Genomic DNA, 15,888 nt, shown 5'->3' with positions numbered 1-15,888 from the left:
CCCGCACGACCTTCGTCTAGAAGCTTACGGAACATCTCAACACCTGTACAAGTTGTCTTCGTAGTTTCTTTGATACCTACGATTTCAACTTCGTCATTCACGTTGATGATACCAGCTTCAACACGGCCTGTTACAACAGTACCACGACCTTGGATTGAGAATACGTCTTCGATAGGCATGATGAATGGCTTATCGATGTCACGCTCTGGCTCTGGGATGTAAGAATCTAGTGCTTCTGCAAGCTCAACGATTTTGTCTTCCCACTCTTTCTCGCCTTCTAACGCTTTAAGCGCTGAACCTTGGATTAGTGGTAAGTCATCACCTGGGAAGTCGTACTCAGAAAGAAGTTCACGAACTTCCATCTCAACTAGCTCAAGTAGCTCTTCGTCGTCAACCATGTCACATTTGTTCATGAATACGATGATGTAAGGTACACCAACCTGACGAGAAAGTAGGATGTGCTCACGAGTTTGTGGCATAGGACCGTCAGTCGCAGCAACTACTAGGATTGCGCCGTCCATTTGAGCAGCACCAGTGATCATGTTTTTAACATAATCGGCGTGTCCTGGACAGTCTACGTGTGCGTAGTGACGAGTTGGAGTATCGTACTCAACGTGTGAAGTTGAGATTGTGATACCACGCTCACGCTCTTCTGGAGCGTTATCGATTGATGCGAAGTCTTTAGCTACACCACCGTATACTTTTGCAAGTACGTTAGTGATTGCTGCTGTTAGAGTTGTTTTACCGTGGTCAACGTGGCCGATTGTACCAACGTTTACGTGCGGTTTTACGCGTTCAAACTTTTCTTTTGCCATCTTAAAAAATTCCTATAAAGAAATTAACGCCTGACCCACTATTGGGCCAGACAAGCTAAATCATATAACAGCGCGAGCTGCAATTATTGCATCTGCAACGTTTTTAGCGGCTTCTGCATACTTCAAAAACTCCATAGAGTAAGATGCACGGCCTTGTGTTGCAGATCGCAGATCAGTTGCATAACCAAACATTTCAGAAAGTGGTACTTGCGCATTAATTTGCTTAAGACCACCGAATGCTTCTTCCATGCCTTCGATCATGCCGCGGCGACGGTTTAAGTCACCAACTACATCACCCATGTTTTCTTCAGGAGTGATAACTTCAACCTTCATTACTGGTTCTAGAAGAGCAGGGTTTGCTTCAAGCGCACCTTTCTTCATCGCCATTGAACCTGCAATCTTAAATGCCATTTCATTCGAGTCTACATCATGGAATGAACCATCATATAAAGTCGCTTTAACGCCAAGTAATGGGTAGCCAGCAAGCACACCTTGAGCCATTTGCTCTTGGATGCCTTTGTCTACCGCAGGGATGTATTCTTTAGGAACTGAACCACCAACGATTTCGTTAACGAATTCGTAAGTTGGCGCATCATCTTCCGAAATATCCATCGGTTCAAGTTTAAGCCAGACGTGACCATATTGACCACGACCACCTGATTGACGTACGAACTTCCCTTCAACTTCAACAGCTGAACGGATAGCTTCACGGTATGCTACCTGCGGCTTACCAACGTTACATTCAACACTGAATTCACGTTTCATACGGTCGACAATGATATCAAGGTGAAGTTCACCCATACCAGAAATAATAGTCTGGCCTGATTCTTCGTCAGTTTGTACTCTGAAAGACGGATCTTCTGCCGCTAGTTTACCTAACGCGATACCCATCTTATCTTGGTCAGCGACTGTGCGAGGCTCAACCGCAACAGAGATAACTGGCTCTGGGAACTCCATACGCTCAAGCGTAATGATTGAGTTCGGATCACACAGTGTCTCACCTGTTGTTACGTCTTTAAGACCAATAGCCGCTGCGATGTCGCCTGCGTAGACTACTTTGATCTCTTCACGTGAGTTTGAATGCATCTGAACGATACGACCAAGTCGCTCACGCTTACTTTTAACTGGATTGTATACCGCATCACCCTGTTTAACAGTACCAGAGTAAACACGGAAGAAGGTCAAGGTGCCAACGAACGGGTCTGTCGCAATCTTAAAAGCAAGTGCGGCAAACGGTGCGTTGTCATCAGCAGGACGTTCTTCCTCAGTACCATCTTCAACGATACCTTGGATTTGTTTCACTTGTGTTGGCGCAGGCATATATTCGATAACAGCATCAAGCACAGCTTGAACACCCTTATTCTTAAATGCACTACCACACGTCATTGGAACAATTTCGTTTGCTAATGTGCGCTGACGTAAAGCTGCTTTAATTTCAGCTTCGGTCAGGTCTTCACCTTCTAGATATTTGTCCATTAGTTCTTCTGATGCTTCAGCAGCGCTCTCAACCATGTGAGAACGCCATTCTTCTGCAAGCTCCAGAAGCTCTGCCGGAATGGCCTCATAAGAGAAAGTCATGCCTTGATCTTCGGCATTCCAGTTAATGGCTTTCATCTTAATAAGGTCAATAACACCTTTAAAGTCGTCTTCAGCACCAATTGGTAGCTGAATTGGAACAGGCGTTGCTCCAAGACGAGATTTCACCTGGTCCACAACTGTTAAGAAGTCAGCGCCAGTGCGATCCATTTTGTTTACGAAGATCATTCGAGGAACTTCGTATTTGTTCGCTTGACGCCAAACTGTCTCAGTTTGCGGCTGTACACCAGATGAAGCACAAAGAACAACTACCGCACCATCTAGTACGCGTAAAGAACGCTCTACTTCGATAGTGAAATCTACGTGTCCTGGCGTATCAATGATATTGATGCGATGGTCGTCAAATTGAGCGTCCATCCCTTTCCAGAAACACGTTGTTGCAGCAGAAGTGATTGTGATACCACGCTCTTGTTCCTGCTCCATCCAATCCATAGTTGCAGCACCATCATGTACTTCACCGATCTTATGAGAAAGACCCGTGTAGAACAGAACACGTTCTGTTGTGGTGGTTTTACCTGCATCTACGTGAGCGCAAATACCGATATTGCGATAGCGCTCAAGTGGAGTTGTACGTGCCATATGATCCTCTTAAAGGTTAAGGGCAGATTACCAACGGTAATGAGCGAATGCTTTATTCGCTTCAGCCATACGGTGAACGTCTTCACGTTTCTTAACCGCAGTGCCTTTGTTGTCAGCAGCGTCAACGATTTCTTGAGCTAAACGTAAGCCCATAGATTTTTCGCCACGCTTACGTGCAGCGTCTACTAACCAACGCATACCTAATGCGTTGCGACGTACTGGACGTACTTCAACTGGTACTTGGTACGTTGAACCACCAACACGGCGAGATTTAACCTCTACCTGTGGGCGAACGTTTTCAAGTGCAGCTTCAAAGATTTCAAGGTGCGACTTGCCTGATTTCTCAGCAGCCACGTCTAACGCACCATAAACGATTTTTTCAGCAGTAGATTTCTTGCCGTCTAACATTACTACGTTAACGAATTTAGCAAGAAGTTCCGATCCGAACTTAGGATCTGGAAGAATTTTACGTTGACCTATTACGCGTCTTCTAGGCATTTTGTATCTCCGGTATCTTCAGGTTTGCTCTTTTAGAGTCAATACCCAAAACAATTAATTTAAAAATTTAGTGCTTGGCCTTACTAACGGAGAACCATTAGCCCTTAGGGCGTTTAGCACCGTATTTAGAACGAGCTTGACGACGGTCGCTAACGCCTGCACAGTCAAGTGCACCACGTACAGTGTGGAAACGCACACCTGGTAAGTCTTTAACACGACCACCACGGATTAGGATTACACTGTGCTCTTGTAAGTTGTGGCCTTCACCACCAATGTAAGATGTTACTTCGAAACCGTTAGTTAAACGAACACGCGCTACTTTACGTAATGCAGAGTTTGGTTTCTTAGGTGTAGTTGTATATACACGAGTACATACACCACGCTTTTGCGGACAAGCTTTAAGTGCAGCTGAGTTACTTTTAGTAACTTTGCTACGACGTGGCTTACGCACTAGCTGGTTAATAGTTGCCATTTAAATAGCTCCTGAAATTAAAATTACTACTGAAAAAATAAAAAATCCGCCCTGTTTACATGCTCGTTACAAAACGTGCAGGCAAATGGGTGGCGGAATTTTAATGAGCAAAGTTTAACCTGTCAACCTTAACTCATCGTAAGGCAGAAGATAACTGCCTTACGATTTCTTAATCTATTGATTAAGCTGAGATTATTGGTTTCCAGAGATATCTGCGTTTAGTGCGTCAGTAAGTGCTTGAGTTGCCTCTTCAGCGCTTACTGTTTGCTCTTCAACGATTTCACCTTGCTTGCGACGGTTTAAACGGTCTTGGTGATACGCAAAGCCTGTACCAGCTGGGATCAGACGACCCACGATTACGTTCTCTTTCAGACCACGAAGCTCATCGCTCTTACCATTTACAGCGGCTTCAGTTAGGACACGAGTTGTCTCCTGGAACGATGCTGCAGAAATGAAAGATTCTGTTGCAAGTGACGCTTTAGTGATACCCATTAACTGGATTTCAAACTTCGCTGGGATCTTGCCTTGTTTCTCAAGTTCACGGTTAGAAATATTAACGCGTGCTACTTCAACTTGTTCACCGGCTAAGAACTCAGTGTCACCGCCGTCAAGGATGATACATTTACGTAGCATCTGACGAATAATTGTCTCAATGTGCTTGTCATTGATCTTAACGCCTTGCAAGCGGTAAACCTCTTGCACTTCGTTAACGATGTAGTTAGCTACATGAGTTACACCACGTAGGCGTAAGATGTCATGTGGTGACTCAGGACCATCGGCGATAACCTCACCTTTAGACACTTGCTCACCTTCGAACACGTTAAGTTGACGCCATTTAGGGATCATCTCTTCGTATGCGTCACCCTCAGCAGGAGTGATTACAAGACGCTTCTTACCTTTAGTTTCTTTACCGAAGCTGATAGTACCTGTGATTTCTGCAAGGATTGCAGGATCTTTCGGCTTACGTGCTTCGAATAAGTCAGCTACGCGAGGTAGACCACCCGTGATATCACGAGTCTTCGAACCTTCTTGCGGAATACGTGCTAGTACGTCACCTGGGTTTGCAGTTGCACCGTCTGTTACTTCAATCGTTGTGAATGAAGGAAGACGTGTTTCTTGCAGACCACGCTCATCGCTTTCGATGATTAGTTTAGGTTCTTTCGCATTCGCTTTACCTAAGTCTTTAACAACCACACGTGTTAAACCAGTTAACTCGTCTGTTTGTGCTTCGGTATTTGAGTCATCAATGTCGCTGAATGAGATTTTTGACTTGTGCTCAAGAACGATTGGGTGACTATGCGGGTCCCAAGTAGCAACGATGTCGTTACCTTGAACTTCTGCATTATCTTGTACTGCTAACACCGCACCGTAAGGTACTTTATAACGCTCTTTCTCACGACCAAAGCTATCGATGATAGTGATCTCTGTTGAACGAGACGTGATAACAATCTTACCGTCTGTGTTTAATACGTACTTCGCATTGTGTAACTTCAATGTACCGTTAGTTTTAACTTGTACACTGTTTTCAGCAGACGCTCGAGATGCCGCACCACCGATGTGGAAGGTACGCATCGTAAGCTGTGTACCCGGCTCACCGATTGATTGTGCCGCGATAACACCTACTGACTCACCTGGGTTGATGATGTGGCCACGCGCAAGGTCACGACCGTAACACTTAGCACATACACCAAAGTCATTATCACAAGTGATTACTGAACGAACGCGTACTTCATCCACTGAGTGCTCTTCTAAAAGGTCACACAGTTTTTCGTCAAGCATAACGTTACGCTCAACAAGTACTTCGTTAGTATTTGGAATTAATACATCTTCAGCAACAACACGACCTAGTACACGTTCACGAAGTGCTTCTACAACGTCACCACCTTCGATAAGCGGTTTCATTGTTAAGCCATCTTCTGTGCCACAGTCGTCTTCGTTGATTACTAAGTCTTGTGCAACGTCTACTAGACGACGCGTTAAGTAACCCGAGTTTGCTGTTTTAAGTGCTGTATCGGCAAGACCTTTACGCGCACCGTGCGTTGAGATGAAGTACTGTAGTACGTTTAGACCTTCACGGAAGTTCGCCGTGATTGGTGTCTCGATGATTGAACCATCTGGACGTGCCATTAGACCACGCATACCCGCTAACTGACGGATCTGAGCGGCGCTACCACGTGCACCTGAGTCTGCCATCATAAACACTGAGTTAAATGAAGATTGCTCTTCTTCTTCGCCTTTCGCGTTGATTACAGTGTCTTTTGATAAGTTCGCCATCATCTCACGTGATAAGTTTTCATTTACACGTGACCAGATATCGATAACTTTGTTGTACTTTTCACCAGCCGTTACAAGACCTGATTGGAATTGTTGGTTGATTTCAGTTACTTCAGCTTCCGCTGATTCAATGATTTCTGCTTTAACCGGTGGGATAACTAAGTCATCGATACCGATTGAAACACCTGACTTCATTGCGTAGTGGAAACCTGTGTACATTACTTGGTCAGCAAAGATAACGGTATCTTTAAGACCTAGACGACGGTAACACTCGTTTAATAAGCCAGAAATTTGTTTCTTACCTAGGGCTTGGTTGATTAACTCAAACGGCATGCCTTTAGGTAGGATTAGTGAAAGAATTGCACGACCTACTGTTGTTTCAACAATAGATACTTGCTCAACTGCTTCACCTTCTTCATTGTCAACTGTTTCGCTAATACGTACTTTTACGCGCGCATGTAGCTCAGCATTACCACTGCGGTATGCTTTTTCAGCTTCTTTAGGATCTTTAAATACAGTACCTTCGCCTTTCGCATTGATGCGATCACGAGTCATGTAGTAAAGACCTAATACAACGTCCTGTGAAGGAACGATGATTGGCTCACCATTCGCTGGAGATAGGATGTTGTTTGTAGACATCATTAGAGCACGTGCTTCTAACTGTGCTTCAAGCGTTAACGGTACGTGTACCGCCATTTGGTCACCATCGAAGTCAGCGTTGTACGCCGCACAAACTAATGGGTGTAAATGGATCGCTTTACCTTCGATAAGCACAGGTTCGAACGCTTGGATACCCAAACGGTGAAGTGTTGGTGCACGGTTAAGTAATACTGGATGTTCACGAATTACTTCGTCTAATACATCCCATACTTCTGCCACTTCACGCTCAACCATCTTCTTAGCAGCTTTGATAGTCGTAGCCATGCCGCGACGCTCTAATTTGCCGTAGATAAATGGTTTGAATAGCTCAAGTGCCATCTTCTTAGGAAGACCACACTGGTGTAGTTTAAGCGTAGGACCTACTGTGATTACAGAACGGCCAGAGTAATCTACACGTTTACCAAGTAAGTTCTGACGGAAACGACCTTGCTTACCTTTGATCATATCAGCAAGCGATTTAAGAGGACGTTTGTTAGAACCTGTGATCGCACGACCGCGACGACCGTTATCAAGTAGCGCATCTACCGCTTCTTGTAACATACGTTTTTCGTTGCGTACGATAATGTCTGGTGCTGCTAGATCTAATAGACGCTTAAGACGGTTATTACGGTTAATAACACGACGGTAAAGGTCATTCAGATCAGAAGTCGCAAAACGACCACCGTCTAGTGGTACTAATGGACGTAGATCAGGCGGAAGTACTGGAAGTACTGTCATGATCATCCACTCAGGGTTGTTACCTGATTGGTGGAAAGATTCCATTAATTTAAGACGTTTAGTGATCTTCTTACGCTTAGTTTCAGAGTTAATTGTTGGTAACTCTTCGCGCATTTCAGCAATTAATTGGCCAAGATCAAGTTCACGAAGCAAGTCTAATACTGCTTCTGCACCCATCTTCGCTTCAAACTCATCACCGTGCTCTTCAAGTGCATCTAGGTACTCTTCTTCACCTAAAAGCTGACCACGCTCAAGCGTTGTCATACCAGGCTCAGTTACTACGAATGATTCGAAGTAAAGTACGCGCTCGATGTCACGAAGTGTCATGTCTAGCATTAAGCCAATACGTGACGGTAATGATTTTAAGAACCAAATGTGCGCAACTGGGCTCGCAAGCTCAATGTGACCCATACGGTCACGACGCACTTTAGTAAGCGTTACTTCAACGCCACACTTTTCACAAATAACACCACGGTGCTTAAGGCGCTTATATTTACCACATAAACACTCATAATCTTTCACTGGGCCGAAAATACGGGCACAGAATAAGCCGTCGCGCTCAGGCTTGAAAGTACGGTAGTTGATTGTCTCAGGTTTCTTTACTTCACCGTATGACCATGAACGAACCATATCTGGCGAAGCAAGACCAATGCGAATTGCATCGAATTCTTCGGTCTTATTTTGTTGCTTCAGAAACTTAAGTAAGTCTTTCACCTTAGCTCTCCTGTCGGAGGTTAATCTTGAGGGCGAACCAATCGCCCCTACATTCTATTCGGCCTAACAGGTGCGGCTTACGCCGCACCTAAATGGCTTAATTTTCTTCCAACTCGATGTTGATACCCAGTGAGCGGATTTCTTTCAACAATACGTTGAACGATTCTGGCATACCTGGTTCCATCTTATGGTTACCATCTACGATGTTCTTATACATCTTAGTACGACCGTTCACGTCATCCGATTTCACTGTTAGCATTTCTTGTAGAGTATATGCAGCACCGTAAGCTTCTAGTGCCCACACCTCCATCTCACCGAAACGCTGGCCACCGAACTGAGCTTTACCACCCAGCGGCTGCTGAGTAACAAGGCTGTAAGAACCAGTTGAACGTGCGTGCATCTTGTCATCAACCAAGTGGTTAAGTTTCAGCATGTACATGTAACCAACAGTTACTTGACGTTCGAACTGATCGCCAGTACGGCCATCATAAAGTGTAACTTGACCGCTTCTTGGATAACCACCAAGCTCTAGTAAGTCTTTGATTTCGCTTTCACGAGCACCATCAAAGGCTGGAGTTGCGATCGGTAAACCACCTTTCAAGTTATCAGCTAAGCGACGAACTTCATCATCAGAGAACGAGTCGATATCAACTTTCTGACGACAATCACCTAATTCGTAAACTTTCTTAACGAAGCTACGGATTTCGTGCAGTTCACGCTGCTCTTTCATCATTTCTTCTAAACGCTCACCCACACCACGTGCAGCAAGACCCATGTGTGTTTCTAGGATCTGACCGATGTTCATACGTGATGGTACACCTAGCGGGTTCAGAACGATGTCTACCGTACGACCTTTGTCATCGTATGGCATATCTTCTACTGGTACGATAGTCGAGATAACACCTTTGTTACCGTGACGACCCGCCATCTTATCACCTGGTTGGATACGACGTTTAACAGCTAGGTATACTTTAACAATCTTAAGTACGCCTGGTGCTAAGTCATCACCTTGAGTGATCTTACGACGTTTGTTTTCAAACTTCTTATCGTATTCAGCTTTAAGCTCATCGTACTGGGCAGCTAGTTGCTCAAGTTCAGCTTGCTTGTCTTCTTCAGCAAGGCTTTGAGTAAGCAGCTTTTCAGCATTTAGTGATGCAATTGAATCTGCGTTCAGACCTGCGTCAACAAGTAACTTACGAGCACGGTCTAATACACCTGCTTCTAAGATACGGAACTCTTCGTTGAAGTCTTTCTTCGCTTCGCGAAGCTGCATGTCTTCAACTTCTAACGCACGCTTATCTTTTTCAACACCGTCACGGGTGAAAACTTGTACGTCGATTACAGTACCAGTTACAGAGTTTGGTACGCGTAAAGAGCTGTCTTTAACGTCTGACGCTTTCTCACCGAAGATAGCACGTAGTAGCTTTTCTTCTGGTGTTAATTGCGTTTCGCCTTTCGGAGTCACTTTACCTACTAGGATATCGCCGCCTTTAACTTCAGCACCGATATAAACAACGCCTGATTCATCAAGCTTGCCTAGTGCAGACTCACCTACGTTAGGGATATCTGCTGTGATCTCTTCAGGACCTAATTTAGTATCACGTGCGATACATTGTAGTTCTTGAATGTGGATAGTCGTTAGACGATCTTCTTGAACTACACGCTCAGATAGTAGGATTGAATCCTCGAAGTTATAACCGTTCCATGGCATGAATGCCACGCGAAGGTTTTGACCAAGTGCTAAGTCACCTAGGTCAGTCGAAGGACCATCTGCTAATACGTCACCACGTGTTACCGGCTCACCAACCATACAAGTTGGTTTTTGGTTAATACATGTATTTTGGTTTGAGCGAGTGTATTTAGTAAGGTTGTAAATATCGATGCCCGCTTCACCTGGAATACGCTCATCTTCATGTACATTTACAACGATGCGGCTTGCATCCGCATACATTACTTCACCACCACGCTTAGCAACGATAGTTACACCAGAATCTTTCGCTAGTGTAAGCTCGATACCTGTACCTACCAGCGGTTTGTCCGCGATAAGTGTTGGTACGGCTTGACGTTGCATGTTTGAACCCATCAATGCACGGTTAGCATCATCGTGTTCTAGGAACGGGATAAGTGCTGCCGCTACAGAGATCACCTGTTGTGGTGATACGTCCATATATTGTTGGTCCATTTTGCCCATAAAGGTTGATTCACCTTTGTGACGACATGGAATTAGTTCATCAACAAACTCATTGTTTTCGTTCAAGTTTGAGTTCGCCTGAGCGATAACAAACTGACCTTCTTCAATGGCTGATAAGTAATCTACTTCATCAGTAACTACACCGTTTACCACTTTACGGTAAGGTGTTTCTAAGAAACCATAGTCATTGGTACGTGCGTACGTAGACAATGAGTTAATTAGACCGATGTTTGGACCCTCAGGCGTTTCGATTGGACATACACGACCATAGTGAGTTACGTGAACGTCTCGAACCTCGAAGCCAGCGCGTTCACGTGTTAAACCACCCGGGCCTAATGCAGAAATACGACGCTTGTGCGTTACTTCTGAAAGCGGGTTATTTTGGTCCATGAACTGTGATAACTGAGATGAACCAAAGAACTCTTTAACCGCAGCCGAAATAGGCTTAGCGTTAATAAGATCTTGTGGCATTACAGCGTCAAGGTCACCTAAGCTTAAACGCTCACGTACAGCACGCTCAACACGTACTAGACCAACGCGGAATTGGTTCTCAGCCATTTCGCCAACACTACGGATACGACGGTTGCCTAAGTGGTCGATATCATCAACATCGCCAACACCGTTACGAATAGCGATAAGCACTTTCATAACAGCTACGATGTCTTCTTTCGATAATGTGCCAGGGCCAGTATCTGAGTCATAACCTACACGGCTATTGAACTTCATACGACCAACTGTTGATAAATCGTAACGCTCGTCAGAGAAGAACAAGTTATCAAATAAGGCTTCAGCCGCGTCTTTCGTCGGTGGCTCGCCTGGGCGCATCATGCGATAAATTTCTACTAATGCTTCTAAACGGTTGCTTGTTGTGTCGATACGTAATGTATCTGACATGTAGGCGCCGCTGTCCACTTCGTTGATATATAGTGTATCAATCTTAGTGTGACCTGCTTTAACCAATTCAGCCATTAGCTCAAGTGATAGCTCGTCATTCGCGTTTGCGATGATCTCACCCGTTGACTCATCAACATAGTTTTTAGCTACAACACGACCAATGATGTACTCATGCGGTACTTCTAATTGGTTAATACCTTTTTTCTCGATGTTCTTGATGTGACGCGCAGTAATACGACGACCCGCTTCAACAAGGACTTCACCGTCTTCGCCTTTGATATCAAAAGCGGCAGTTTCACCACGTAAGCGTGAAGGAACAAGTTCCATAAGAACTTTACCGTCAGCAACTTCAAACGCAGTTGTATCGAAGAATATCTCTAGGATTTCATCCGTTGAGTACTCAAGTGCACGTAGGATGATTGACGCCGGTAATTTACGACGACGGTCAATACGTACATAAAGGTTATCTTTTGCATCAAACTCGAAGTCTAACCATGAACCACGGTAAGGAATTACACGCGCGTTATAAAGTACTTTACCTGACGAGTGAGTTTTACCGCGGTCGTTATCAAAGAATACACCAGGGCTACGGTGTAGCTGAGAAACGATAACACGCTCTGTACCATTGATAACAAAGGTACCGGTATCAGTCATGAGCGGAATTTCGCCCATGTAAACTTCTTGCTCTTTAATGTCTTTAACTGTGCCTGGTGCTTCTTTGTCCATCACCACAAGACGCAATTTTACGCGAAGTGGAGCAGAATAAGTCACACCGCGAATTTGACATTCTTTTACATCGAATACTGGCTCACCAATACGATAACTTACGTATTGAAGCTCAGAATTTCCCGAGTAGCTTTTGATAGGAAACACAGAACGGAAAGCAGCTTCCAAACCGTGATCGCCATCAGCGTCAGGGACTAAGAATTTTTTAAACGATTCTAACTGCGTCGACAGTAAGAAAGGTATATCCAAAACTTGTGGACGTTTACCAAAATCCTTACGGATACGTTTCTTTTCAGAATAAGAGTAAGCCATGGGGTTCCTCAGCTTGCTGATCTTTGACCCGACCTGTTCTTGTAAGAACAGACTTAACTGGCATCTAAGCCAAGATGTACAACATTAAATTGTTGTTCTATTTTGCTCTGACACTTTCAATACCAAAATAGGTAACAACTTGAAAGTAAAGAGAAAATTAGATTTTATTTGCGTTACAGGATTGCATCGCTCTATAGCGCAAAAAGGCCGGTGATTAAATAATCACCAGCCCTTGCCTGATTACTCAGGCAGCGAACCTAGCGTAAGCTAGATTACTTAACCTCAACTTCAGCACCAGCTTCAGTAAGGTCTTTTGCAAGTGCTTCAGCTTCTTCTTTAGATACACCTTCTTTGATAGGTGCAGGAGCAGCTTCAACAAGTGCTTTAGCTTCTTTAAGGCCAAGACCAGTAGCACCACGTACAGCTTTGATAGCTGCAACCTTGTTAGCGCCAGCGCCAGTAAGGATTACGTCGAACTCAGTCTTTTCTTCAGCAGCTTCAGCAGCAGGACCAGCAACAACAGCAGCAGCTGCAGTTACGCCGAATTTTTCTTCCATTGCTTCAACTAGAGCAACAACGTCCATTACTGACATTTCAGCAATAGCATCAAGGATTTGGTCTTTAGTTACAGACATTACAAATTTCCTAATTATTACGGACTAAATATAGCCCAAAAAAAATATTACACCGAAAGTGAACAAAAAAACAGCTTAAAATTAAGCAGCTTGCTCTTCTTTCTGTACACGTACTGCTTCAATTGTTTTACACAATTTACCTGCAGACGCTTCTTTCATAGCGCTCATTAAGCGTGCAACAGCTTCGTCGTAAGTAGGTAGAGTTGCTAGCATAGCTGCGTCTACTACGTTACCTTCAAATGCAGCCGTCTTAACTTCGAATTTCTCGTTCTTCTTCGCGAAATCTTTGAAGATACGCGCAGCAGCACCTGGGTGCTCTGAAGAGAAAGCGATTAAGCTTGGACCTACAAGTGAGTCAGAAAGGCACTCAAAATCTGTACCTTCAACAGCACGTTTAGCTAAAGTGTTACGAACAACTTTCATCCATACACCAGCTTCACGAGCTTCTTTACGAAGGGCAGTGATAGCACCAACTGTTACACCACGAGAATCTGCAACAACTGCAGAAAGAGCACCAGTGGCTGCTTCGTTGACTTCAGCAACAATTGCTTTTTTGCCTTGAAGATTTAAAGCCATGGGTGTTACTCCTGGTTTAATGGGTTGCCGAAATTGGCTTCCCTGTTCTACTCTTCCCCATCAAAGATGGAGATGCTTTTTACGGCGAGAGCCAGAAGATTAGGAAAAATCTATCTGGGGATTCACACCGTCTACGTAGGTAATATATTAAGGCCGAAGCCGCCTACGGTCTTGGACGGAAGTCCAATTTATCGCTTTTACCCGAAGGCATTACGAAATTATGGACTTCAACCCGAATTCTTTACTTGTTTCGAAATTAACTTTCTCAACAAAATGGCGCAAAATTATAGTTCAAATTTCGCGCCATGTAAACTCTTAATTAAGCAACAACTGTGCTTAGAGAGTTTTGGTCAACAGCAACACCTGCGCCCATTGTTGTAGAGATAGTTACTTTCTTCACGTAAGTACCTTTTGCTTGAGAAGGTTTAGCCTTCTTAAGCGCAACAATAAGAGCTTCAAGGTTTTGTTGAAGTTGCTCAGCAGTGAAATCAACCTTACCGATAGTAGTATGGATGATACCGTTCTTGTCGTTACGGTAACGAACTTGACCTGCTTTCGCGTTTTTAACTGCTTCTGCAACGTTAGGCGTTACAGTACCAGTTTTAGGGTTTGGCATTAGACCACGTGGACCTAAGATTTGACCTAGTTGACCAACAACACGCATAGCGTCTGGAGATGCAACAACAACGTCAAAGTTCATCTCGCCTTTCTTAACTAGATCAGCAAGATCTTCCATGCCCACTAATTCAGCACCAGCTTCTTTCGCAGCATCTGCGTTAGCGCCTTGTGTGAATACAGCAACACGAACTTCACGACCAGTACCGTTAGGTAGTACAGTTGCACCACGTACGTTTTGGTCAGATTTACGAGCATCGATACCAAGGTTAACAGCAACGTCAACACTTTCTACGAATTTAGCTGTCGCTAACTCTTTTAAAAGAGCAACTGCTTCGTTGATTTCGTAATCTTTAGTTACATCCACTTTTTCGCGGATAGTACGCATACGTTTAGTTAATTTTGCCATTATCTTAGTCCTCTACGTTCAAGCCCATCGCACGCGCAGAACCTGCGATAGTGCGAACTGCAGCGTCCATATCAGCCGCTGTAAGGTCAGGTCGTTTTGTCTCAACGATTTCTTCAAGTTGAGCACGAGTTACTGTACCCACTTTTTCAGTGTTAGGACGGCCAGAACCTGATTTGATGCCTGCAGCTTTCTTAAGTAAGTAAGCAGCCGGTGGAGTTTTCATGTCGAACGTGAAAGAACGGTCACCGTAAACAGAGATCACTACAGGAACTGGAGCGCCTTTTTCGATAGATTCTGTACGTGCGTTGAACGCTTTACAGAATTCCATGATGTTTACACCGTGTTGACCTAGTGCTGGACCTACTGGAGGACTAGGGTTAGCCATACCAGCGGCAACTTGTAGCTTGATAATAGCTTCAACTTTTTTAGCCATAATAAATACCTCATTTGGTGGGTCATAGCCTTGTGCGCGCGAGGACGCGTACTCTAACGGCTTCCCAGTTTAAAAATTGGTTCTCACTTTTTAGTGATAAAACAAGTTGTAACTTGCCCTAACACAAAAAGGCCGCTGATTATAAGTTAATCAGCGGCCTTTTTCAAGCTTATTGCCAAAATATTAAACGATTTTGGCAGCTTTAATTTTTTACTTACTTGTCTTGCTCAACTTGACCAAATTCAAGGTCAACAGGTGTCGAACGACCGAAGATAAGAACAGACACTTTCACGCGGCTCTTCTCGTAATCAACTTCTTCAACAACACCGCTGAAGTCAGCAAATGGACCATCGATAACACGAACAACTTCGCCTGGCTCGAATAATGTAGCTGGCTTAGGTGCTTCAGAGTTCTCTTGAAGACGGTTTAAGATGCGGTCAGCTTCTTTTTGGCTAATTGGTGCTGGACGATCAGACGTACCACCAATGAAGCCCATAACACGTGCAGTGCTGTTCACTAGGTGCCAGCTTGCATCGTTCATGTCCATTTGAACTAGTACGTAACCTGGGAAGAATTTACGCTCAGACTTACGCTTTTGGCCAGCGCGCATCTCAACAACTTCTTCAGTTGGTACTAATACTTCACCAAAACTATCTTCCAAACCTTCGATCTTGATGTGCTCAAGAATAGTTTGTGCTACACGCTTCTCGTAACCAGAGAAAGCTTGTACTACGTACCAACGTAGTTTCTTTTCGTTCTTCTCATCCGACAT

General features: G+C 44.3%; 11 protein-coding genes. All 11 read right to left on the bottom strand.

Annotated elements, in window-relative coordinates; translation table 11 throughout:
- The coding region (gene tuf / locus IMPJCBKJ_RS13345) for an elongation factor Tu (RefSeq protein WP_166340669.1) at positions 1 to 815 on the bottom strand (815 nt) is incomplete at its 3' end.
- Between the two features lie 60 nt (positions 816 to 875).
- Positions 876 to 2,990 carry an elongation factor G gene (gene fusA / locus IMPJCBKJ_RS13340; protein WP_054554835.1) on the bottom strand — a complete coding sequence of 705 codons (2,115 nt, stop codon included), beginning with the start codon at positions 2,988 to 2,990 and terminating at the stop codon, positions 876 to 878.
- A gap of 27 nt (positions 2,991 to 3,017) precedes the next feature.
- Positions 3,018 to 3,488, bottom strand: coding sequence for a 30S ribosomal protein S7 (gene rpsG / locus IMPJCBKJ_RS13335; RefSeq protein ID WP_054554834.1), 471 nt, complete (start codon positions 3,486 to 3,488; stop codon positions 3,018 to 3,020).
- Between the two features lie 97 nt (positions 3,489 to 3,585).
- Positions 3,586 to 3,960, bottom strand: a complete 375-nt coding sequence (gene rpsL / locus IMPJCBKJ_RS13330) for a 30S ribosomal protein S12 (protein WP_002958885.1) — start codon at positions 3,958 to 3,960, stop codon at positions 3,586 to 3,588.
- Between the two features lie 192 nt (positions 3,961 to 4,152).
- A complete protein-coding gene (rpoC, locus tag IMPJCBKJ_RS13325) occupies positions 4,153 to 8,325 on the bottom strand; it encodes a DNA-directed RNA polymerase subunit beta' (RefSeq protein ID WP_054554832.1) in 4,173 nt (1,390 codons plus the stop codon).
- 97 nt (positions 8,326 to 8,422) lie between these two features.
- The gene (gene rpoB / locus IMPJCBKJ_RS13320) at positions 8,423 to 12,448 is read right to left on the bottom strand and encodes a DNA-directed RNA polymerase subunit beta (RefSeq protein ID WP_054554831.1); all 4,026 of its coding nucleotides are present in this window, start codon (positions 12,446 to 12,448) and stop codon (positions 8,423 to 8,425) included.
- A gap of 272 nt (positions 12,449 to 12,720) precedes the next feature.
- Positions 12,721 to 13,083, bottom strand: coding sequence for a 50S ribosomal protein L7/L12 (rplL, locus tag IMPJCBKJ_RS13315; protein ID WP_054554830.1), 363 nt, complete (start codon positions 13,081 to 13,083; stop codon positions 12,721 to 12,723).
- Between the two features lie 81 nt (positions 13,084 to 13,164).
- The gene (gene rplJ / locus IMPJCBKJ_RS13310; RefSeq protein WP_054554829.1) at positions 13,165 to 13,659 is read right to left on the bottom strand and encodes a 50S ribosomal protein L10; all 495 of its coding nucleotides are present in this window, start codon (positions 13,657 to 13,659) and stop codon (positions 13,165 to 13,167) included.
- A 319-nt stretch (positions 13,660 to 13,978) separates the two neighbouring features.
- A complete protein-coding gene (gene rplA / locus IMPJCBKJ_RS13305; protein WP_054554828.1) occupies positions 13,979 to 14,683 on the bottom strand; it encodes a 50S ribosomal protein L1 in 705 nt (234 codons plus the stop codon).
- Between the two features lie 4 nt (positions 14,684 to 14,687).
- Complete coding sequence (gene rplK, locus IMPJCBKJ_RS13300; protein WP_054554827.1) at positions 14,688 to 15,116, bottom strand: 50S ribosomal protein L11; 429 nt, start codon at positions 15,114 to 15,116, stop codon at positions 14,688 to 14,690.
- 214 nt (positions 15,117 to 15,330) lie between these two features.
- Positions 15,331 to 15,888, bottom strand: coding sequence for a transcription termination/antitermination protein NusG (nusG, locus tag IMPJCBKJ_RS13295; protein WP_054554826.1), 558 nt, complete (start codon positions 15,886 to 15,888; stop codon positions 15,331 to 15,333).

The sequence above is a fragment of the Pseudoalteromonas sp. MB47 genome, assembly GCF_011319765.1.
In the GTDB taxonomy this organism is placed as follows: domain Bacteria; phylum Pseudomonadota; class Gammaproteobacteria; order Enterobacterales; family Alteromonadaceae; genus Pseudoalteromonas; species Pseudoalteromonas simplex.
Note: the sequence above shows the minus strand (reverse complement) of the source record. Positions and strands in the feature narration are given on the sequence as shown.